Annotated in this window: 19 protein-coding genes; 10 read left to right on the plus strand and 9 right to left on the minus strand. The window is 66.6% G+C overall.

Translation table 11 applies throughout. The features are described 5' to 3' along the window. The first annotated feature begins 145 nt into the window (after nt 1-145). The gene (locus AC1D2F_RS18255) at nt 146-1,297 is read left to right on the plus strand and encodes an AI-2E family transporter (protein WP_476967341.1); all 1,152 of its coding nucleotides are present in this window, start codon (nt 146-148) and stop codon (nt 1,295-1,297) included. Nucleotides 1,298-1,336: 39 nt separating this feature from the next. Continuing rightward, on the plus strand, nt 1,337-2,002 hold the full coding sequence (locus AC1D2F_RS18260) for a GAP family protein (RefSeq protein ID WP_229995559.1): 666 nt from the start codon (nt 1,337-1,339) through the stop codon (nt 2,000-2,002). A gap of 60 nt (nt 2,003-2,062) precedes the next feature. On the opposite strand, the gene AC1D2F_RS18265 is transcribed toward AC1D2F_RS18260, so the two are convergent. Continuing rightward, nucleotides 2,063-3,673 (minus strand): MFS transporter, encoded by a 1,611-nt coding sequence (locus AC1D2F_RS18265; protein ID WP_229995560.1) that lies wholly within the window; start codon nt 3,671-3,673, stop codon nt 2,063-2,065. Between the two features lie 340 nt (nt 3,674-4,013). Here AC1D2F_RS18265 and AC1D2F_RS18270 point away from each other — a divergent pair, with 340 nt between their 5' ends. Both AC1D2F_RS18270 and trxB read left to right on the plus strand, forming a co-directional pair. Continuing rightward, nucleotides 4,014-4,658, plus strand: coding sequence for a LysE family translocator (locus tag AC1D2F_RS18270; RefSeq protein WP_229995561.1), 645 nt, complete (start codon nt 4,014-4,016; stop codon nt 4,656-4,658). Between the two features lie 284 nt (nt 4,659-4,942). Next, nucleotides 4,943-5,920 (plus strand): thioredoxin-disulfide reductase, encoded by a 978-nt coding sequence (gene trxB / locus AC1D2F_RS18275; RefSeq protein WP_476967342.1) that lies wholly within the window; start codon nt 4,943-4,945, stop codon nt 5,918-5,920. A 23-nt stretch (nt 5,921-5,943) separates the two neighbouring features. Here the strand turns inward: trxB and AC1D2F_RS18280 are convergent, their stop codons facing one another. From AC1D2F_RS18280 to ribA, 5 genes are all read right to left on the minus strand, one after another. Next, complete coding sequence (locus tag AC1D2F_RS18280) at nt 5,944-7,074, minus strand: hypothetical protein (protein ID WP_364742896.1); 1,131 nt, start codon at nt 7,072-7,074, stop codon at nt 5,944-5,946. 199 nt (nt 7,075-7,273) lie between these two features. Next, entirely contained in the window at nt 7,274-7,780 is a 507-nt protein-coding gene (locus tag AC1D2F_RS18285) for a universal stress protein (protein WP_476967343.1), read from the minus strand. Nucleotides 7,781-7,883: 103 nt separating this feature from the next. Further along, nucleotides 7,884-8,741 (minus strand): SDR family oxidoreductase, encoded by an 858-nt coding sequence (locus AC1D2F_RS18290; protein ID WP_364742893.1) that lies wholly within the window; start codon nt 8,739-8,741, stop codon nt 7,884-7,886. 179 nt (nt 8,742-8,920) lie between these two features. Next, nucleotides 8,921-9,718: a dioxygenase family protein gene (locus tag AC1D2F_RS18295; protein WP_229995566.1), complete on the minus strand. Its 798-nt coding sequence runs from the start codon at nt 9,716-9,718 to the stop codon at nt 8,921-8,923. A 73-nt stretch (nt 9,719-9,791) separates the two neighbouring features. Then, nucleotides 9,792-11,708: a GTP cyclohydrolase II RibA gene (gene ribA, locus AC1D2F_RS18300; protein ID WP_476967344.1), complete on the minus strand. Its 1,917-nt coding sequence runs from the start codon at nt 11,706-11,708 to the stop codon at nt 9,792-9,794. A 253-nt stretch (nt 11,709-11,961) separates the two neighbouring features. Here ribA and AC1D2F_RS18305 point away from each other — a divergent pair, with 253 nt between their 5' ends. Beyond that, complete coding sequence (locus tag AC1D2F_RS18305; RefSeq protein WP_229995567.1) at nt 11,962-12,300, plus strand: YnfA family protein; 339 nt, start codon at nt 11,962-11,964, stop codon at nt 12,298-12,300. A gap of 8 nt (nt 12,301-12,308) precedes the next feature. Next, the gene (locus AC1D2F_RS18310) at nt 12,309-12,713 is read left to right on the plus strand and encodes a type II toxin-antitoxin system VapC family toxin (RefSeq protein ID WP_476967345.1); all 405 of its coding nucleotides are present in this window, start codon (nt 12,309-12,311) and stop codon (nt 12,711-12,713) included. 27 nt (nt 12,714-12,740) lie between these two features. On the opposite strand, the gene AC1D2F_RS18315 is transcribed toward AC1D2F_RS18310, so the two are convergent. Further along, nucleotides 12,741-14,156 (minus strand): aminotransferase-like domain-containing protein, encoded by a 1,416-nt coding sequence (locus tag AC1D2F_RS18315; protein WP_476967346.1) that lies wholly within the window; start codon nt 14,154-14,156, stop codon nt 12,741-12,743. Between AC1D2F_RS18315 and AC1D2F_RS18320 the strand changes: the two genes are divergently transcribed. The 3 genes from AC1D2F_RS18320 (at nt 14,155) to AC1D2F_RS18330 (ending at nt 16,671) form a co-directional block, all read left to right on the plus strand. Then, on the plus strand, nt 14,155-15,120 hold the full coding sequence (locus AC1D2F_RS18320; RefSeq protein ID WP_476967347.1) for a DMT family transporter: 966 nt from the start codon (nt 14,155-14,157) through the stop codon (nt 15,118-15,120). The genes AC1D2F_RS18315 and AC1D2F_RS18320 overlap by 2 nt on opposite strands. A gap of 110 nt (nt 15,121-15,230) precedes the next feature. After that, entirely contained in the window at nt 15,231-15,896 is a 666-nt protein-coding gene (locus AC1D2F_RS18325; protein WP_229995307.1) for an FMN-binding negative transcriptional regulator, read from the plus strand. Between the two features lie 490 nt (nt 15,897-16,386). Then, entirely contained in the window at nt 16,387-16,671 is a 285-nt protein-coding gene (locus AC1D2F_RS18330) for a hypothetical protein (protein WP_229995291.1), read from the plus strand. 26 nt (nt 16,672-16,697) lie between these two features. Here the strand turns inward: AC1D2F_RS18330 and AC1D2F_RS18335 are convergent, their stop codons facing one another. Further along, nucleotides 16,698-17,864 (minus strand): alanine racemase, encoded by a 1,167-nt coding sequence (locus tag AC1D2F_RS18335; protein ID WP_229995292.1) that lies wholly within the window; start codon nt 17,862-17,864, stop codon nt 16,698-16,700. 69 nt (nt 17,865-17,933) lie between these two features. Beyond that, entirely contained in the window at nt 17,934-18,800 is an 867-nt protein-coding gene (locus tag AC1D2F_RS18340; RefSeq protein ID WP_476967348.1) for an MIP/aquaporin family protein, read from the minus strand. A gap of 265 nt (nt 18,801-19,065) precedes the next feature. Here AC1D2F_RS18340 and AC1D2F_RS18345 point away from each other — a divergent pair, with 265 nt between their 5' ends. Then, entirely contained in the window at nt 19,066-19,851 is a 786-nt protein-coding gene (locus AC1D2F_RS18345) for a potassium channel family protein (RefSeq protein WP_476967349.1), read from the plus strand. Nucleotides 19,852-19,898: the final 47 nt, after the last annotated feature.

Consider the following 19,898-nt stretch of genomic DNA (forward strand, 5'->3'; position numbering starts at 1 on the left):
GTCGGGGAGCAAGCCACAATGGACTCACTACTCAGCTCGTCTCCCCGCCTATAAGGTGGAGCCAAGCTGAACCAAGGAGGGCTCAATGGAGCCGGCATCAACGGAATCTGATCCACGTCCGGCCCTCCCCCGCACTCTGGTAATCTTGCTCGCCCTTGCTGGCGCGACGATTGCAGCCTTCGGCCTCGGAGCGATCCAGGGAATATTCACCCCGGTCTTTCTGGCCTTCGTACTCACGCTCTGTGTTCATCCTCTGCGCCGCTGGATGCAAGGACGTGGTATTTCCCGGGGCATAGCAACCGGGACCACGATCGCGGCTGTCTTCGGGCTGTTGACCGCCTTCGCCGCCGTCCTGATTGCCTCACTCGCGCAGTTCTCCGCGCTGCTGCCGCAATACGCTCCCGAGTTGGCCCAACTCGGCGCCAGGATCTCCGCACTGCTGGAGTCTGTTGGTTTCGGCCCGGAGCAAGCCCAGGAAGTTCTGAACGGGTTTACGCCCGGCCGCATCATCGGGTTCCTCGGCGGTCTTCTCGGGAACATGGCGAGCCTGTTGACCACCCTCGTGATCATTCTGACGATGCTCATTCTTATGGCGATTGATGGTTCGCGTACACCGGCGCTCCTGATCCATCTGAACTACCACCGGCCGGCTCTAGTCACAGCGCTCAATGGCTTCGGAACCGCCGTGCGCCGCTATATGGTCGCCACCACAGTTCTCGGAATAGCCCAGGGCCTGTTCAACTGGCTGCTTCTGGTCATCTTGCAAGTCCCCGGCGCCCTGCTTTGGGGGTTGCTGTCCTTCATCTGCAGCTTTATCCCCAACATTGGGTATTTCATTGCGATCATCCCGCCGCTGTTCTTTGGATTCCTCACCGGGGGCTGGCCGACCGTCATCACCATCATCATCATCTATGGCGGGATCAACAGCATCATCCAGTCGATAATCCAACCCAGATACGTGGGCAACGCGGTGTCCCTCAGCGAGACACTGACATTCGCCTCCGTCCTCTTCTGGGCCGTGGTCCTGGGCCCTGTCGGCGCCATCCTCGCCGTCCCCCTGACACTTTTGTTTCGGACCATCTTGATCGATTCGGACCCCTCGCTCTCATGGTGGCGGCCGTTGACCGGCGACCAGACGGACCTCAAGCAGCTCATCAAGGACGAGGACGACGCAATCCGCGCTCGCCGCGGACGGCCGAGGCCGGGCGGGCCGGTTTCGGCCGTCCGCGCCCGCCGTGTCCGCCGCGGACGGCCGAAACCAGCTCGTCCGGACACCGGCAGTGCGCCGAAGGCATAACGTGCCGTCAGGGTGCTGCCCGGGGCAGGTGAGAGCAGCATGCTGAGCACCATCATTAGCCTTTTGCTCTTCGCCCTCGCCGGGGCGATGAGCACCGTGCCTGTCAGTGTGACGCTCGTGATTCTGCTTTCCCCAAATCCACGCCGCGGCGCCCTTCCCTTCCTGATCGGCAGCCTTGCGGGTTCGATTGTGGTCGTAGGCCTGTCGGCCGTCGGGCTGCAATTCTTGCCCGTCAGGCCGCGCCTGCGTAATGACGAATTAGTGGCGCAGTTTGCCCTTGTGATCGGTGCAATTCTGATCGTGTACGGTGCGTACCTCCTAGTGCGCAAGGGCCGGCCGGAGAGCGCCGTGCCCAGCAAAATGACATCGAAGTTCCGCTCCGCCCGGCCCTGGGAGTTCGTGATCCTCGGCCTGGGTCTGAACCTGCGCCCCAAAGCTATCCTGCTGGCCGTCACGGCCGGGGCCGTGATTGGAGTCCAGGAGCCGCCGCCGCTGCAAGGAAGCCTGCTAGTCCTCGCTTACGCCGCCGTGGCACAGTCAGCCGTCATCATTCCCGTGGCTGTATGGCTGCACTCGCCCGCGCGCGCCCAAATTCCTTTGACCGCCCTCTATAACTGGCTTCAACGCAACGGCCGCAGGATCGCAGCGATCGCTGCACTCGCGATCGGGCTTTGCCTCGCCGTCTACAGCGTGCTCCAGCTCTGACCGGAGATGCCAGCCAGATGGGACCCTGGCCGCGGCAGTCACCAGGGTTCAATCGTGGGCTCAACCCAGGACCGTCCCCCCTTCGGTACCGGCGGGCTTGGGATCGGGAAGCCGCATCATACGGAAGGAGACCAGGAGGCCGGCGGCACTGGCGAGGATCGGGATGAGCAACCCGATCTGGAGGGAAATAGGCCGGGCTTCCGTGTTGATGCGAATGATTTCGGCCTGGATCTCTGGCGGCTGACCGGCGAGGAGTTCAGCAAGCTGGGTGTTGCTCATCACCTGCGCGTCGTCTTCGAGTACCTGGGCGACCTGCTGCTGTTCGGCCGGTGGGAGTACCGTGCTCGAGGTCGCCAGGGAAGTGAAGATGATCGAGAGCGATGCCAGCATGATGGCCCCGGCGAAGGCGAGCCCGAACGAGAGTCCGAACGAGCCTGCGGCTGAATTCACGCCGGCGGCCTCACTGACGCGTTCGTCCGAGATTGGGGACAAAGTGTAGTTGTTCAGCTGAGACACCAGCAGCCCGAGGCCGCAACCGGCAATCACCAGCGGGATCAGGAGCCACCAGCCGGAGTCCGCGCGGGGCACGACCGGCAGTACCGCGATCAGTCCCGCCATCAGGAGGATGAAGCCCCACCTGATGATGCTTGCCGGACGGCGCGCCCCCGCCCTCTTGCCGGCCAGCAGGGCGATGCCGAACATACTCAGGGACAGCGGCGCAATGGACAGTCCTGCCTGCATCGCGTTGTATTCGAGCACCATCTGGAGGTAAATCGGCAACACGATCATGGTGCCGCCGAGGGCAATCTGCTGGAGCATTTGCTGCGTGGCGCCCAACCGGAAGGCATGTAACCGGAACAGTCCCGGGTCCAGCAGCGTCGGCTTATGAAGGCGCTCACGCCGCACGAGCCAGTAGAACAGACTGACCAGGCCGGCCGCGCCGATAATGATGAGGGCGCCCACCGCCTCGCCGCCTTCCTGCCAGACCAGGATGCCGAGGACGACGCCGCCCATGCCCACGACGGACAGGACCGATCCGACGACGTCGAACTCCCGGGGCCCCGTGTACGGCACGTCCTTGACGAGCTTAATTCCGGACAGGATGACCGCGATGACGACGGCCTCCAGCAGGAAGGCGACGCGCCAGGACAAGAACGTGGTGATGAAGCCGCCCAGCAGGGGCCCGACGGCGGCGGCGATCGCCGCCGACGCCCCGACGAGGGCATAGACCCGCTTCCGGGCCTCACCGTCGAAATTTCCGTGGATGAGGGACTGCATGGCCGGAAGCAGGAGCGATGCGCCCAGGCCACCGATCAAGGCCCAGAAAATAAGGATTGGCACAATGCTCTGGGCCAGGGTCATCGCAATGGCGCCGACGGCATAGCCGCAGAGGCCCAGGACATAGGCGCGTTTGCGTCCGATCAGGTCGCCCACTTTGCCGCCGATCAGGATAAACGCGGCGGACACCAGCGCTTCGATGGCGATGGTCGCCTGAAGGTCACTGACGGTGCTGTTGATGTCATTGACCACAGCGGAGATCGAGACGTTCATGATCGACGTGTCGACAACCAGCACGAACATGGCCATCGCCAGCAGCAGCGCGAGTTTCTGGTTGAACTGCACTGGCTCGTTCCCGGCGTGATTAGTCCCGGCGTCGTTGGGAGAGTTCATGGTTGGCCATCCCCGCGGTTCGCCGCGTCCCGGGTCTTTTCACAGCCGGACATGCCGCCTCCTCTGGCGTAGGACCGGTCAAGCGCACGCAGGAGCATGGCTCTCCCGGAACACATCCCGCCAGAGCCCACCGTAGTGCGATGTTGATGCCACGCTAGCTGCCACGAACTACGTCCGAATCATTCCCGGCGGGTGAGGTTTCGGCCCCCACGGTCCGAATTAGCCAGTGAGGATAGCGGGCCACACGCCAGGATGGCCTAACGTAGGAGGCTGCCCGGGCTTTGCGGGGCAGTTTTTTCACGTCCCGCTGAAGAGCCCGACTCCCCGGAGGCAATCCAAGATGGTCGAACAGCTAACGGCCTTTGTGCTGACCTGCCTGGTGGTGGTCCTGGTGCCCGGCCCCGACTTTGCGCTCGTCCTCAGGAATGCGGCCCGGAGCCCGCGGGCAGCAGCAACTGCCGCCGCCGGAATTATGATGGGCAACACGATTCTTGCAGCGCTGGCGGTGCTCGGCGTCACGGCGCTGCTGGGGGCATCGGAGGCTATTGGGACCGGAATCCGGATCGCCGGGGCCGCATACCTGCTCTATCTTGGTGCCCGGGCGCTCGCGGAGGCGTTCGCCAGAAATCCCATGAAAAACAGCCTGCCCGCGGCACCGGCGACCGGGCGCCAGCACGGTGGGAATTCGCCGTTCGTGCAGGGAATGGTGAGCAACCTGCTCAACCCGAAAGTCGCCGTCTTCTACTTATCGCTGTTCCCGCAATTCAATCTGGGCCCGTTGCCGCCCCTCGCCCAGCACGCCTTAATGGCGGGCATTTTCCTACTGATCGCGTTGGCCTGGTATGTGCTGCTGCTCAGCGCGCTCAAGAAAGTGACCGGCCTCCTTGCCAAGCCCCGAACCGGCCGGATCGTCGTCGGGAGTTCGGGAGCCGTCCTTGCCGGCGTTGGCGGCACGATCCTGACACAGACTCTGGTCTCCGCTTAGCCGCGCAGTACGGCTGCGCCGCTTGGCCGCTCCCTGTAGCCGTGCCGCGCAACAGCGCCTTCCCGCGGTGGTCTCCGGGTCACCCGAAAGGGGTGATGGCCGGCACTGGGACCGTGTGCCACGATGAACGCCACATGGTCTCCCGCACATCGGAGGGCATTAGCGTAAGAGGCAGCGCCGCCGTCCTGCCCGCCCTGCTCGGCGCGCTGGCCCCCGGCAATCCGGCGTTCAATATCGTTACCCCCTAGTTCCCCGCCAGTTCAGCTCCGTCAGGAGACACCCGAATGAGCACCCAACAGCTGATCATTATCGGATCCGGCCCTGCCGGCTACACTGCGGCAATCTACGCCGCACGCGCCGGCCTCGATCCGCTGGTCATCGCCGGGGCGGTCACCGCCGGCGGAGCCCTCATGAACACCACCGAGGTGGAGAACTTCCCCGGCTTCCCGGGCGGCATCCAGGGCCCGGAACTGATGGACGACCTCCAGCAGCAGGCAGAGAAGTTCGGCGCGCAGGTGGTGTTCGACGACGTCACCGAAGTCCGGCTCGCCGGCCATCTCAAGCGTGTGGTCACCGGAGCCGGCGAGACGCACGAAGCGCCCGCCGTCATCCTTGCTACCGGCTCCGCCTACAAGGAACTCGGCCTGCCCGAGGAGAGGAAGTTCAGCGGCCACGGACTCTCCTGGTGCGCCACCTGCGACGGCTTCTTCTTCCGCGACCAGGACATCATCGTGGTGGGCGGCGGAGACTCGGCCATGGAGGAAGCGACGTTCCTGACCCGCTTCGGCAAGTCAGTGACAGTGGTGGTCCGCAAGGGCGAGCTACGTGCGTCCCGGATCATGGCCCAGCGCGCCAAAGACAACCCCAAGATCAGCTTCGCGTGGAACTCCGCCGTCACCGCCATCCACGGGGATTCCAAGGTCACCGGCGTCACCCTGACCGACACCCGCACCGGTGAAACCCGCGATCAGGGCGCCACCGGAATCTTCGTCGCGATCGGCCACCTCCCGCGGACCGAACTGCTCGGCGGCCAGGTGGACCTCGACGCCGAAGGCTACATCAAGGTGGACTCCCCCACCACGGTCACGAACCTTTCCGGCGTCTTCGCCTGCGGGGACGCCGTGGACCACCGCTACCGGCAGGCCATTACCGCCGCCGGGACCGGTTGCGCCGCGGCCCTCGACGCCGAACGCTACCTTGCCGCGCTCGACGACGCCGACAGCATCGCCACCGCGCTGGTCGAAGAACCTACGCACTCGTAGACCACCCCCATGTCCGGCGGCGCTCAGGGTTCTGTCGCTGCGCTGTCTGTTGCGGAAACTGGCCGGTCTGCAGGGTCGGCCGGCGATGACAGCGGCCGGGCCGGCAGGTTCGCCTCGAGCTGGTCGGCGTCGACGGCTGCGAGGTTGCGGATCAGGATGATGAGCCAGGCGAAGATCAGCGACGCGGCGATGAGTTCCACCGCGGTCAGGTTGTAATAGCCCACCGGGAACCACAGCACCGCGGCGACGATGATGACCGCCAGGAAGAGCCACCCGAGCGCAGCGAAGGTCGCCGAGATGGAGGGCACGAGCGTGCGGATGCGGACAATGAGGGACGCAAAGACCACCACCATGCCGGAAGCGACCAGGGTGTGGAGCCCGAAGCGCTCATCGACCGGGAACAATCCCACGCATGCGAGGAAAACGCCGATGAGGGCGATCCCGCCCTCGAGCAGCCTCACCCGGTGCAGCGCGGACGGGGTCTTCGCGGTCGCCGCGAGAGTCGCCGTCGCGTAGCCCGCCAGGGTGGAGATCACGACGCCGGCGACGATCAGGGTGAAGTTGAACGCCACCCCGGAGACGCCGGAGCTCATGCCGAGGGCACTGAGGTTCTCCTGCCACCACAGCGGGTTCTCTGCAGTGAGCATGCTCGTGAGCAGGCCGGTGACCAGGAAGCCGGCGAGGAGGGCGGCGAGCCGGTAGGCGGTCATGCTGAGCGCGGACAGGTAGGCGATGTAGGCGCTGATGGCTCCTGTGGTCCCTACGAGGACGGCGGCCGCAAAGGGGTAGACGACTGCACCGATGAACGCCTGCTGGAAAAGCGAAAAGAGCGCCAGCCAGCCGAGCAGGAAGATGCATGCGTGCGCCAGCGCAAGGGCGGCGATGTCGATGGCCGTGCGGATCCGGCCTCCCCCGCGGGCCTCCGGTGTCACAGCCGGACGACGCTGCAGGCAACCGGCCACTACTGCCCCGGCACCCAGAACTGCCGTGCCGATCGCCGCAATGTCACCGGCCGAACCTCGTCCGGACAACGACACCGGTTCCCGCCCGATGAGCAGAAGCGCGATGCCGCCCAGGACGATAAAGGCGGCGCTGCCAATGAAGAGCGCCCGCGCTTCTGCCGTGACGGCTGCTGGTTTGTGCGGGTCCGACATCACTCACTTCGATTCGCTGGCGTTGCAACCGGTGCAGTTCCGCCGTAAGGGACAGCCTGGGCGGCCTCCACCGGCGATAACCCAACGCTAGGACGGCCGGGGTCTGGTGCCGTCACCCAGAGCGGATGAATCCCGCCGTGCCGTGCACGACGGCGTGAGCGCCGCACCTGTGTTTGCGGGCGGCATGGCCTGGCGCGGATTACGGCCCCAAGTGCGGAATGATCAGCACGGGCCTGGCCTGCAGACGTGTCAGGGACACGCTGACCGAGCCCTCCAGCAGCCGGCCCATCCGGGCCTTCCGCCCGGGCCGTTGTCCGCCGATTATCAGCGCGGCTGCATCCGTGCTCTCCGCCAGCCGGCCCAGGGCCTGGGCGACGTCCCCGTTGAGCACCCTGAAGGACCATGCCCCGCCCGGCGGTCCGAGAATGCCCTCGAGGCCGCTGAGCAGCTGCGAGGCGGGGAATTCGGCTTCCAGATTGTGGACAGGATCCAGGGAAGTGCCGTCAAGGAATCCGGCAGGCTCCCACTCCGTGAGATAGCTGGCCGGGTCCACGAACGCGCAGATCAGGTGCGCCCCCATGATCGCGGCGATCCCCGCGGCGGCCCGTACCAGCCGCTCTTCGAATTCCCACGGCACGCCGAGGACCAGCGGGCCGTCCGTCCACGCCCCGCCCCCGGCCTGCCCGAAATCAGCTGGCGGTTCCACGGAACCCATCAGTCGAGGCCCGCGCCAACTGGCCGTCTATGCCCCGGCCGTGCAGAGGATCCACGCCTTCATTATGCCCATTGCCGGCAATTCGGCGAAGGCGTTAGCTCGCGGTGGCGGCCTCCAAGGCCTGCAGCAGCGGCGTCGTCGGCCGTCCGATCAGCCCGGACAACTCGCCCGTGACGGTAGCCAGCAGACCGGCCTTCGTGTCCGTGTCTAGGGCGGCGAGGAAACCTGCAGTGCCCTCGTCGAGGCCGGCAGTGGTCAGGACCTCAACCAGCTCGGGTGCCGAGACTGGCTGGTAGACAACTTCCCGGCCCGCGATCTTGGTGATCGCCGACGCCAGTTCCTTGAAGTCCCAGGCGTAGTCGCCGGAGAGCTCGTACGTGCGGCCCTCGTGTCCGGTGGAGCTGAGCACCGCCGCGGCGGCAGCGGCATAGTCGGCCCTCGTGGCGCTGGCCACCCGGCCGTCCCCGGCCGCGGCCACGACGACGCCAGTCTGCCTGGCCGTGGCCACGGTCTGGGCATAGTTTTCGGTGTACCAGCCGTTGCGCAGGATCGTGTTGTCGAGACCCGACGCGCGGATCAGCTCCTCTGTTGCCTTGTGCTCGGGCGCCAGGATCAGCTCGGTGGTGTCCGCGGCGAGGACTGACGTGTAGGCGATAAACCCGACGCCTGCGGCTTTGGCCGCGCTGACCACGTTGCCGTGCTGCGCCACGCGGGCGCCAACTTCGCTGCCGGAGACCAGCAGGAGTCTGTCGACGCCCTTAAGGGCTTCCGTGAGCGCCACCGCATCGGAATAGTCCGCCACACGCACCTGGACGCCACGGGCACGGAGCTGCTCGGCCTTCGCGGCGTCGCGCACCACGGCCACGAGCGAGCCCGGTTCCTGGCTGCTGAGGAGTTCTTCGAGGACCAGCCGGCCCAGCTGTCCCGTGGCACCTGTTACTGCAATCGTCATATTGCGCTCCTGGAATTCGTGGGTGTTGTTCATGTCAGGTCTCTGGCGTGCGGGCGAACCGGCACTGGGGTTCACAACCGGCCCCCGGTGCGGGTCATTCCCTGTGTTACGTTGTGCGACTGTTGCGTTGGTCGACTGCTGGGCTGTGCGACGCGGGTGATCGCGCGTCGGCCCCACGGTTAGGTCAGGGTCCACGAGCGTTTGGACAGCCCGAACCAGAACCCGTCGATCGCCGTCTTGGCCTGGATGTCTCCCGAGCCGTAGGCGGCCCCGAGGGCAACATAGAGCGGAGCCCAGTGCTCGCTGCGGGGATGCGCTTCGCGGGCTGCCGGCGCCTTGTTGAGGAAGTCCAGGATGGAGTCGACGTCGCCCCGGGCCATGGCTTCCTCTGCCCAGTGGTCGAACTCGCTCGAGACTGCGGGCGGGGCACTGTCCGGCCCGCCGGCGGGATTGAACCAGCGTAGGTTGTGCGTGGTGAATCCGGATCCGACGATCAGTGTGCCCCGATCACGCAGGGGCCCCAGTGAGACCCCGAGGTCGAACAATCCCTGCGGATCGAGCGTCGGCATGGACATCTGCACCACCGGCACGTCTGCTGCCGGGTACATCTCTTTCAGCGGAACGTAGGCTCCGTGGTCCAGTCCGCGGCTTTCGTCGCGCGCCACGTGATGGCCGTGAGCGGCCACGAGCTTTTCCACTTCAGCGGCCAGCTCGGGCGCCTGCGGCGCGTCATAGGCCACCTCGTAGTACTTCTGGGCGAAGCCGCCGAAGTCGTAGACCAGCCCGGGATCACGCCCGGTGGCACTGAGCGTCACGGGGGCATTCTCCCAGTGGGCGGAGACCATCAGGATGTCCCTGGGCTTGCCGAACGTGCCGGACCACTCATTGAGTTCGCGGGTCCAGGTGGAGTCGTCCGCCAGCGGGGGCGCTCCATGGCTGAGAAAGAGTACGGGAGGCCGGTCGGCTGTCTGAGTCATGAAAATATCGTAGCCCGATTTGATTGAAGCTTCAAGTTTCCATACGTCCGCCGCCTTTTGTGCGGGGGCCCAGTCAGAACGAGGGCACCGTGAACCCCAGGCCCAGGAGTCCCCGGCCCGCCTGCTCGAGGACGGGATCCCTGGTGAGCGCCGCATGGTTCATCAAGACATTGACGTCGCGCTGAATCCTTTGGAGCGGATTCGACAGCCGGTGGACGCTCCCGCCGGATCCCGTCACGATGAGGCGGACCGCCTCGGCCGACGCCTCGCCGCTCAGCGCAAGGGAAAGCCGGTATTCCCCGCGCTCCCTCTCCGTCAGCATTGAGGGCGTGCGGGCATGGGAAACCGCGACCACCCGGACCGCTTCCTGCCAATGCAGGCGCGCCGTGGCAACCAGCCCGGAGGCCTGGGCATAGCGGACCTGCGCGAGCGGTGAATCCGCCTGGCGGTCCTCCACAGTGTGCTTGACCTTGCGCACCATGATTAGCTCGCGGAACAGTTCCAGGGCGTACTCGGCGGACCCCAAGGCGGCGGCCGGGGCCACCATGTTCAGCAGCGGGCCCATGGGCGTGTGGATCAGCGGGTCCTGGTGCAGCGCGCTGCCCGGGTTGGCTTCCGCGCCCAGGAGTTCCCAGTCCAGCGTTCGATGTTCAGGGACGAACAGGTTCTCGGCCCGGATGTCGTTGCTCCCGGTCCCCCGCAGCCCCGCCGTCTGCCACACGTCGAGCAGTTCGACGTCGGCCAGCGGCACGAGGCACTGCAAGCGCACGCTGCCGTGCTGTGCGGCGAGCAGCGCCCACTGTGAATGCATGACCCCGGAGGCAAAGGTCCACCGGCCCGTGATGGCAAAGCCTCCCGGGACCTTCTTGGCCACACCTGCCGGCGCACCGGTAGCGGCTGCCAAGGGAGCCGGTCCGTTGGCGAAGACCTCATCCTGCGCCTCCCGGGGCCACCGCGCGAGCATCCAGACGTGCTCTATCAGGTGGCCGACACTCCATGCCGTGGAGGCGCATCCCCGGGCGAGCCGGCGCACCACCTCCACGTAGGTCTCCAGACCCATGCCGAATCCCCCAACGGCCTTCGGCGAGAGTGTGTGAAACATTTCGGCTGCATGCAACTCAACCACCGTGGCGTCCGGAATGCGGCGAAGGCGCTCCGTCTCTTCGGCCCGCTCGCGCAGGCCTGCTACGAGCCCCTGGGCGCGGGCGATCATTTCGTCATGGGACGGGACGGCCGCCGCTGCCGGAGCCCCGACCCGGGCGGCAGCCGCGGCGTCGCTGTTGGCGTCCCGCGCACTGTGGACGGGTCCGGCGTCGGACGGGAGCACGAGCGTGTGGCCGGTGTGGTCGCGTTTTGCGGCCAGATACCGGAGGTTGGCCGCAGACGCGTGGACGCCGGTGGCTACCTGCCCGGATACCTCGATGCCGAGGCCGGTCAGCTGGGCAGCCTTGTCCGGATTGTTGCTGAGCAGCCGCAGCGGGCCGGCGCCCATTGCGCCCAGCATCTGGGCCGCCGCCGTGTAGTCCCGCTCGTCTTCACCGCGACCCAGGGCCAGATTGGCCTCGTAGGTGTCCAGGCCTCCGTCCTGCAGGGCGTAGGCGTCAAGCTTCGAATACAGGCCGATGCCGCGGCCTTCCTGGCGGAGGTAGAGCAGGAAGCCTCCCTCGGCGGCAATCCGCTCCACGGCCTCCCGCAGCTGCGGGCCGCAGTCGCATCGCAGGCCCCCGAACACGTCGCCGGTGAGGCACTCGCTGTGCAGCCGCACCAGGGGTCCGGCACCGCCCCGCATCGCGTCCTGCAGTGCCTGCTCCCACTCGCCGAAGGCGAGCAACAGGTGCTCCTTCCCATCGGCGAGCCCGCTGAAGGTCAGCACCTCGGCTTCGGCGGCAAATCCGTCCGGGAAGCGCAGCGGCACGGAAACGCGGCTGCGCACGGATGCCGATGGTGCGGCAGCCTTCGGCTTTGCAATGGTTTCTGGCGCAAGGGTCATCTGGGGTCCTCAGATATTGGGCAACAGGTATCAGGCAGGAGGTATTCGGCAAGACGTGCAGACGGCGGCCAGGTCGGAGTCGTCCGGCAAGACGGCATCGAGTTACACGGCCTTCCCGGCCAAGTTTACTTGAACCTTAAAGTTATAGGCCCGAGCGGCTGGTGATGCAAGCGATGACCCCGCATGACGGTTCGGCGGACGCGTCTGCGCGCACCCGCATGGATAAGCCACGGGCCAGTGCCATCATGAAGACGTGACCATAGCGAAAACGATCATGCTCTTCATACTGGCCGCCGCAGCTGAAATTGGCGGGGCGTGGCTCATCTGGCAGTCCGTCCGCGAGGGACGGGACTGGTGGTGGGCCGGGTTGGGCGTCGCGGCGCTGGGCATCTACGGCTTTGCCGCCACACTCCAGCCGGACGCCCACTTCGGACGCATTCTCGCCGCGTACGGCGGCGTGTTCGTGGCCGGCTCCCTGGCGTGGGGCATGATCTTCGACGGCTTCCGGCCCGACCGGTGGGACGTCCTGGGTTCGGTGATCTGCCTGTTCGGGGTCGCCGTCATCATGTTCGTTCCCCGCAACGCCGGCTGAAGGTGACGATGACCCGCTTCGTGATTGGCCCGGATGTGGCCCTCTTTCTCGCCCGCGGCGGGGCGGCGATCGCAGACGATCACCAACTGGTGGCGCCGACGCTCCTTCGCTCGCAGGTGCTCTCGCTCCTGTACCATTCGGTCCGGCGGGGCGAGCTGACGCAGGCCGACGCCGATCGTCAGCTCGACTACCTGCGGGGCCTTCGCATCCGGCTCCTCGGCGACCGTGTCCTGCAGCGCGCTGCGTGGAGGCTCGCCGAGCAGCTTGGATGGGAGGACACCGTCGACGCCGAATACGTAGCCCTGACCCGGCTTCAGGCAGACGCGTTTGTGACGCTCGATGCCGGGCTAGCCGCGGCCGTGCAGGAATTGGTGACCATCGCGGAGCCCCAGGAACTGCGGGCCCCAGGGTAGCCACTGCGAGTCAACCGGGGGTCCGCCCTACCTGCCGGCGGTATGGTCGAGGACCTGGCCGAGGATCCGGGCGCCTTCCCGGAAGGCACCCGGGTTGGGTCCGGCGTAGTTGAGCCGGATGTACGGTCCCGCCGGCTCGGCCGGGAACCACTCGGTGCCGGCGGCGATGATGACCCCGGCAGCCTCGCAGTCACGGACAAGCTGGTCGACGTCGGTCCCGTCGGGCAGGCGTGCCCAGAGGTTCAGCCCGCCCGTGGGCACATGCTCAACGTGTGCCTGGGGGGCATGCTCCCGCAGGCTGCTGACCAGCAGGTCCCGGCGGACCAGGAGCTGGTGCCGCAGCCCGCGCAGGTGCGTCTGCCACGCCGGCTGCGTCACGACGTCGAGGGCGGCCGCCTGCAGGACCCCGCTGACGTACATCGACTCGGCGCCGCGGTCCGCCAGAATACGGTCGCGTGCCGGGCCGCGGGCGATCACCGCGGCAACGCGGATGCCCGGGGACACGCTCTTGGTCAGCGAGCGAAGGTAGACAACGTGGCCGGAATCGTCATGGGCGGCAACGGGCGCGGCAACAGTGGTGATGCCGAAATCATGCGCCCAGTCGTCCTCAACCAGGAACGCCCCATAAGCGCGCACCACCTCAAGGACCTGCTCGCCCACCGGGGCCGGCCACTTCGCGCCGGTGGGATTGGCGTAGTTCGGCTGCGCGTAGAACACCCGCGCCCCGGTCTCGTCAAAGGCGCGGGCCAGATCCTGGGGGTCCGGGCCTTCGGGGCCGCTGGGCACCGGAACAACCCGGACACCGGCCTGCGCAGCAGCCAGGATAGCCCCCCAGTATGTCGGGGATTCCACCAGCAGCGGCTGCCCGCTGCCAACCAGTGCCCGGAACACGGAACTGAGCCCGCTCTGGCTGCCGGGGAGCACGATCACGTCGCTCGGCGTTGGCGGCGTGACGCCGGCCGGCGTGGCGGCCCGGAGTTCGTGCGCGAACCACGACTGCAGTTCGGGCAGGCCCGCTGCGGGCGGACGCGCCAGGGCCGCCTCACCCCGGGCTGCGCGCGTCAAGGCCGCCCGCACCAGGCGCTCGGGCAGGAGTTCCCGCTCCGGATAGCCCGAGTGGAAGGCGATGACATCATTCGGCGCGCTGCGCATTGCGGTGGAGACGGGGCGCAGCGGCGCCTGTGGCGAGCCCAGCGCGGACGTTTGCCAGCCGTAGTCCACAGGGCGGGCTGTCCGGACGGCCCGCACAAAGGTCCCGACGCCGGGACGGCTCTCGATCAGGCCCTGCGCGGCGAGCATGCGGAGCACCTTCTGCACGGTCACGGGGCTGGCCTGGTATTCGGCAACCAAGGACCGCGTCGAGGGCAGCCGGGCGCCGGGCGCCGCATCTGCAATCCACTCCCGCAGCCGTGCCGCAATGCGCGAGGTGCTATCGTTGTACATGAGAGCCAATAGTAGCGCTACCCTCGTAATTGATCAACCGCTATCCGCCCGGCCGGCGATGGGGCTGTGGTGGGGACTGCTCGGCGTCGCGGCTTTCTCTTTCACGGTTCCGTTCACCCGCGTGGCTGTTGCCGGGCTGGCTCCGTTGTTCATCGGATCGGGCCGGGCCGTTGTCGCTGCTGTCCTCGCCGCATGCGCGCTCGCCCTGACCCGGCAGCGTCCGCCCCGCGGCGCCCAGTGGGCGCGCGTCGCCGTCGTCGCCGGCGGAGTGGTGGTCGGCTTCCCGCTGCTGACCTCGTTCGCCCTGGTCTCCGTTCCCGCCAGCCACGGCGCGGTCGTCATCGCGCTACTCCCGGCGGCGACGGCGACGATGGCAGTCCTTCGCGGCCACGAACGCCCGTCCATCACTTTTTGGGCCATCACCGGCGTCGGTGCGGTGGCAGCAATCGGCTTCGCATCCGCGCAGTCCGGCGGCATCGGACAACTGCAGCTGGCGGACGTGTTGCTTTTCGGCGCCGTCGTGTCAGCGGCGATCGGCTACGCCGAAGGTGGCAAGCTGGCCCGCGAACTCGGCGCGTGGCAGACCGTCTCCTGGGCACTTGTTCTCGCATCTCCCCTGATGGTGGGTATGGCGGCCTTCTCGATGGCCGGGCAGCCGCCATCCGCCACTCCTGTGCAGTGGGCGGCCTTCGCGTATCTTGGGGTCGTGAGCATGTTCTTCGGCTTCTTCGCCTGGTACCGCGGCCTTGCCATCGGCCCTATGGCGCAGGTCAGCCAGATCCAGCTCGTCCAGCCTGTGCTGAGCATCTGCTGGGCCGGGCTCATACTGGGCGAGGACCTGACCTGGACCACCATCATCGGCGGCGCCGCGGTGGTTTTCTGTGCCGGCCTGGCTGTCCGCTCCCGCTCCGGTCCGCCGGGGGCCAAGGAGATGGCGGAGGTGGCGGCGCAACGGTCCCGCTGACCCACCCCGGTTTCCCCGGCCCCTTTGCCGGCGCCCGAACCTCGCACACCGCGCCCACGCCCCGAACTCAGCAACCCTTGTCCGATCCGCGATCCGAACGGAAGATCCCCGTGTACATCCCCGCACACTTCGCTGCCAGCCCCGATTCAGTCCGGCAACTGCTCAGCCGCCCGGCCGCAGCCAACCTGATCACGTCAACGGCGAACGGCATCCTCGCCACGCTGATGCCTTTTGTCTTCGACCCGACGTCCGGTGAACATGGTGCCTTGCACGGGCACCTTGCCCGCAACAATCCCCAGTGGTCCGAACCTGCCGCCGGCGAATCGCTCGCCATCATCCAGGGTGCCGACGCCTACATTTCGCCGTCGTGGTACGCGTCCAAGGCAGTGCACGGACGAGTGGTGCCGACTTGGAACTATTCCACCGCGCACGTGTACGGCAACCTCGTCATCCACGACGACCCGGCCTGGCTCGCCAGCCATGTGCGGCGGCTCAGCGATCACAATGAAGCCGGTTCCGAGCGGCCGTGGACTGTCGACGATGCCCCCGAGCGCTACATTGCCGGGCAGCTGCGCGCGATCGTCGGCGTCGAACTCCTCATCACCCGGATCGAGGCCAAGCACAAGCTCAGCCAGAACCGGCCCGACGCCGACGTTGACGGTGTCGTGGCCGGACTGCGGGCCCGCGGGCAACTTCAAAGCGCCGCCGACGTCGAGCACGCGCGTGCACGGGCAGGATGCCCGCACTCCGACGCTCCGGCCGGGCCCGCTTCCTGAGCCGGGCGCCGGCTGGCCACCGCACGGAACACACTCTCATTGCCCTGGGTTCCGCTGTTTTCGCTACGTTTTCGGACCGGCGACACGCAATAGATCCGGCGCTACGGGGATTACCGCAGCGCCGGACCTATTCCGCGTCACGCGTCCGTTTCCGTAGCGGACTCCGCTGACGACGGCGCCCAGGCCCCTCCGCCGTCGTCGTCCTCGTGAGCGAATCGGCCACGGCGCCGCGGCTGCCGCCGGAACCCTGCCGCATGCATAACGGGTTCGAAGCGGCCTTTCGCTTCTCCGCGCGTTTCCTGCCTGTAGGCCCAGAGCTGCGCGGGGACGCCAATTCCAGCCTTGTGCATCCAGGCTGACGGGTCCTTACTGGTGGGAGGAGACCAGGCCGCCGGCCACCAGGGCGCGATATCCCAAGGATCCAGCTCCCCGGTTCATCGGCTTGGCGGCAGGGACTCCAACCGTCGGACCTGGATCTAGGAGGACAGTCATGTTCGCTCGTGTCAGCACGTATCAGCCCGGCCCGGACAGCTCCGGGGCCCCCACCGATGACACCGTCAACCGGGTGCTCCAGCTGCCGGGATGCCTGGGCATCTATTACTTGCTTGGGAAAGACAACAAGTCACTGTCCATCACGCTGTGGGAGGACGCGGACGCCCTTGCCGGCAGCGAGCAGGCTGCCGGCAAAATCCGCGCCGAAACCAGCGCGGAACAGCACATGCAGATCCTGGGCGTCGAGGAATTCGAAGTGCTGACCCGGCAGCTCAAGGCTTAAGGGCCTGGAGGAGTGACGGGCAAGAATCAGTCGGCGCCAGGGACTGTCACCAGGGACGATCGGCGGAAGTCTGTGTGCCACACGTCAAGGTCGTGACCGTCACGGTCGGTGAGGACGTATTCGGGCCAGCGGTCGAACGCGGAGCAGGGATGGGATAGGCCGAAATCCACGGTATCGGTGACATCGAGTCCGGTGACTCCGGTAAGGACTGCGTGATGGTCGTAGAGATTTCGCACCCCTGCGGCTGCGCCTTTCTTTTCGATACCGTCGGCCGTCCGGGCCGAGAGGAAGGTTGGCAGTCCGGCGTCGTAGGGAAGATCCCGTTTGCCGGCACCGACAACAGCCATCCCCTCTTCGGGGGTGGACAGGACGACGGCGCGAACGGAAATCGCCGGGATGAGCCCCGGAACGGGGCTGACCGCGGCATAGGTGCCGTGATCGTGGGTGACGTAGCAACCTGAGCGCAGAATAATCCGTGTTCCGGGCACCTGGCCGCCGGCGGGAAGGAACTCAACGACGCGGTCCGGGAACGCGGACCCACCCATGGAATAGATGGGAGTGGCGGTCTCAAAGAACTTCGCCGCTTCCAGATACACGTCCCGCACCAGTCGGCAGTGTCGGTCAACGGCTGTGACCGTATCCTCAGCCCTGCTGTTGGGCACGACGCCTTCGTAACCGGCAACCCCTACCAGCCTCAGCCCCGGCGTGGCCCGGACCAGCTCAGCCAGCACCAGGCCCTCGTCCAGGCTGCGCACTCCCGTGCGCCCGCCGGGTGTGCCGACATCGATCAGCACCTCAAGGTCGACCGCGCCGCCGTCGAAGACTTCCGCCGCCGTCTTGACCCCGGCGGCCGAATCGACCAAACACCGGATTTCCCTGCCGGCGTCTTCCTCCAGCCACGTGCGGACACGCGCCAGTCCGAACCTGTCGACGATCTCATTGGCGACGAGAATGTGGTCATGTCCCCAAGCCAGGGCTGAGGCGACTTGATCCACGGTGGCGACGGTAACGCCGACCGCGCCAGCGGCCAGCTGCCGCTCGATGATCGGCGCCGACATCGTGGTCTTCACATGCGGGGCAAGTTCCACGCCCCGTTCCCGGCACCACTGCGCCATGACCCGGATATTGTTCTCGAGGGCATGGCTGTCGAGCCGCAGTTGCGGATACGCCGTCGCCAAATACTGTTCTTTCACTCTGACAATCTACTCGGCTGCGAATTGCGTTGTCGCCAACCTAGGCCTTGCCGGAGGTCCAAGCAGGCGCTACGGCTTCTCTTCCTCGGCGGCTGCGGTGAATAGAGCGCCCTGCGCAGCTCCTGAGCCTGAGCGCCCGCCGCCCGGGCCGCGCAGGATGAAGGCGATTCCGATTGCAGCCGCTGCGCCGACCAGTGGCCCGGCGACATACACCCAATAGTCGTTGAAGTTGCCACTCGCGAGATCAGGCCCGAACGTTCGTGCCGGATTCATCGACGTGCCGGAGATGGGACTGCCCCACAGGCCGGCCAACGCAATGTACCCGCCGACGCCAAACGCCCCGAGAATCCCGATATTCTGTGCTCCGGAGGCAGTCCCCAGGATGACGCTGACCAGCACCATCGTGAGCAGCGCCTCCATCCAAAACGCGGCGGTCGCCGGATAGCCTTGCGCCGGGTAGTTCGAACCGTAGGTCGCGGATACCCCGATCACGGCCTGCAGGAGCAGACAGGCCAGCGTCGCGCCGATGAGCTGAACGACGATGTAGCCAGGGACCCGGCGCCACGGGAAGTCGCCGCGGAGCGCGAACGCGATGCTGACAGCGGGGTTCAGATGCGCACCCGAGACCTTGCCCATGAACAGGATGATCGCCATCACCATCAGGCCGGGGGCCACCACGGCAGCGGTGCGGCTGATGACTCCGGGGAAGGCCTGGCTCATCATTCCGCCGCCGGCCGCGACAATCACGAGCAGGAATGTGCCGTACAGCTCCGAAAACAGGCGCCGCCATTCCTGGCGCGGATCATTGAAGTCCTCAATTCGCTGCAGGACGTTCTGCTCCGCTGTGCCCAGCCTGCTGGGGATGAAGTGGCGATGCGCCTGGTCCTGGTGAGTATTGCCGCGTCCGGTCGCGCGCTTGCCCTGATCTTCCGCCATGGCTCTCAGCCTCCGCAGGTTCTGCCAAATTGGCCTGCCGTGGTCTGCCGTCCCAGCGCGGTCCGCCACCTCAGAACCCCAATGTACCGCTGCCCCACTCACTTGTCATCGCTGTTGTCCTTGCTGCGCGGGCTCTGGCTGGCGGCAGGCCTTGTTCCGTCGGCCACCCGGGGCACCCTTGAAGAGGGTGAGCGGGCCGCCGAGGGCACAGGACTGGCGGCAATTACCTGAGGACATCCGGGGAACAAAGTCCTACGATTCAGCCATGACGCAACAGACATGGCAAAAGCATTCCGAATGGCCCCTGGTCGGCGCGGCCTTTGCTTTCCTGGCGGCCTACTCCATCCTGGTCATAGTGGACCCGCCCTCCCCCTACGCCGAAGTTCTGATGCTTGTCATCTGGTCGACGTGGGCCGCTTTTGGCGTCGACTATCTCATCAAATTGCTCCTGGCGCCCCAGCGGGGCCGGTGGTTCGTCCGCCATCCCATGGACCTGCTGATGGTGGTACTTCCGGTTGCGCGGCCGCTGCGGCTCCTGCGCCCATTCACGCTGCGCCAGGTCATGGAACGGGCCCCGGGCACTGCCATCAGAACGCGCGTCATGGCCTATGTCATTGTGTCCGCCCTCCTGCTCGTCTATACGGTGGCATTGAGCGTTCTCAGTTTCGAAAAGGACGCCCCGAACGCAAATATCACCACGATGGGTGAATCCTTGTGGTGGGCCATTGTCACCATCACGACGGTCGGCTACGGGGACTATTTCCCCGTCACCGTTCTTGGCAGGTGGGCGGCGGCGGCTCTGATGGTCGGCGGGTTTGCAGTCCTGAGCATGGTCACTGCGTCAGTGTCGTCCTGGCTGATAGAGAGTGTGACCGCCGCAACCGCTGCGCGGAAGAAGGCGGCCGAACCCTCCAGGAGCGAGGAGTTTGCCCTCCTCACGGCCCAGATCAACAGGCTTCATGACCAACTGGCCCTGAGCCTTAACGAGACAGACAGAAACGAATCCGACAGTGGCCCTGCCGAAGGACAAGGACGCAAGGAACCACGTTAGGGGCAATCCAGCCGTCTAATCCCTGACGCCATGGCCGCATCCGGCCG

Source organism: Arthrobacter sp. P1_B3 (assembly GCF_056406615.1).

Bases quoted from the DNA above. Each gene is read 5' to 3' on its own strand.
- AC1D2F_RS18260 (WP_229995559.1), top strand. From the start codon at position 1,337: ATGCTGAGCACCATCATTAGCCTTTTGCTCTTCGCCCTCGCCGGGGCG.
- AC1D2F_RS18265 (WP_229995560.1), bottom strand. From the start codon at position 3,673: ATGAACTCTCCCAACGACGCCGGGACTAATCACGCCGGGAACGAGCCA.
- AC1D2F_RS18270 (WP_229995561.1), top strand. From the start codon at position 4,014: ATGGTCGAACAGCTAACGGCCTTTGTGCTGACCTGCCTGGTGGTGGTC.
- trxB (WP_476967342.1), top strand. From the start codon at position 4,943: ATGAGCACCCAACAGCTGATCATTATCGGATCCGGCCCTGCCGGCTAC.
- AC1D2F_RS18280 (WP_364742896.1), bottom strand. From the start codon at position 7,074: ATGTCGGACCCGCACAAACCAGCAGCCGTCACGGCAGAAGCGCGGGCG.
- AC1D2F_RS18290 (WP_364742893.1), bottom strand. From the start codon at position 8,741: ATGACGATTGCAGTAACAGGTGCCACGGGACAGCTGGGCCGGCTGGTC.
- AC1D2F_RS18295 (WP_229995566.1), bottom strand. From the start codon at position 9,718: ATGACTCAGACAGCCGACCGGCCTCCCGTACTCTTTCTCAGCCATGGA.
- ribA (WP_476967344.1), bottom strand. From the start codon at position 11,708: ATGACCCTTGCGCCAGAAACCATTGCAAAGCCGAAGGCTGCCGCACCA.
- AC1D2F_RS18310 (WP_476967345.1), top strand. From the start codon at position 12,309: ATGACCCGCTTCGTGATTGGCCCGGATGTGGCCCTCTTTCTCGCCCGC.
- AC1D2F_RS18320 (WP_476967347.1), top strand. From the start codon at position 14,155: ATGAGAGCCAATAGTAGCGCTACCCTCGTAATTGATCAACCGCTATCC.
- AC1D2F_RS18315 (WP_476967346.1), bottom strand. From the start codon at position 14,156: ATGTACAACGATAGCACCTCGCGCATTGCGGCACGGCTGCGGGAGTGG.
- AC1D2F_RS18330 (WP_229995291.1), top strand. From the start codon at position 16,387: ATGTTCGCTCGTGTCAGCACGTATCAGCCCGGCCCGGACAGCTCCGGG.
- AC1D2F_RS18340 (WP_476967348.1), bottom strand. From the start codon at position 18,800: ATGGCGGAAGATCAGGGCAAGCGCGCGACCGGACGCGGCAATACTCAC.
- AC1D2F_RS18345 (WP_476967349.1), top strand. From the start codon at position 19,066: ATGACGCAACAGACATGGCAAAAGCATTCCGAATGGCCCCTGGTCGGC.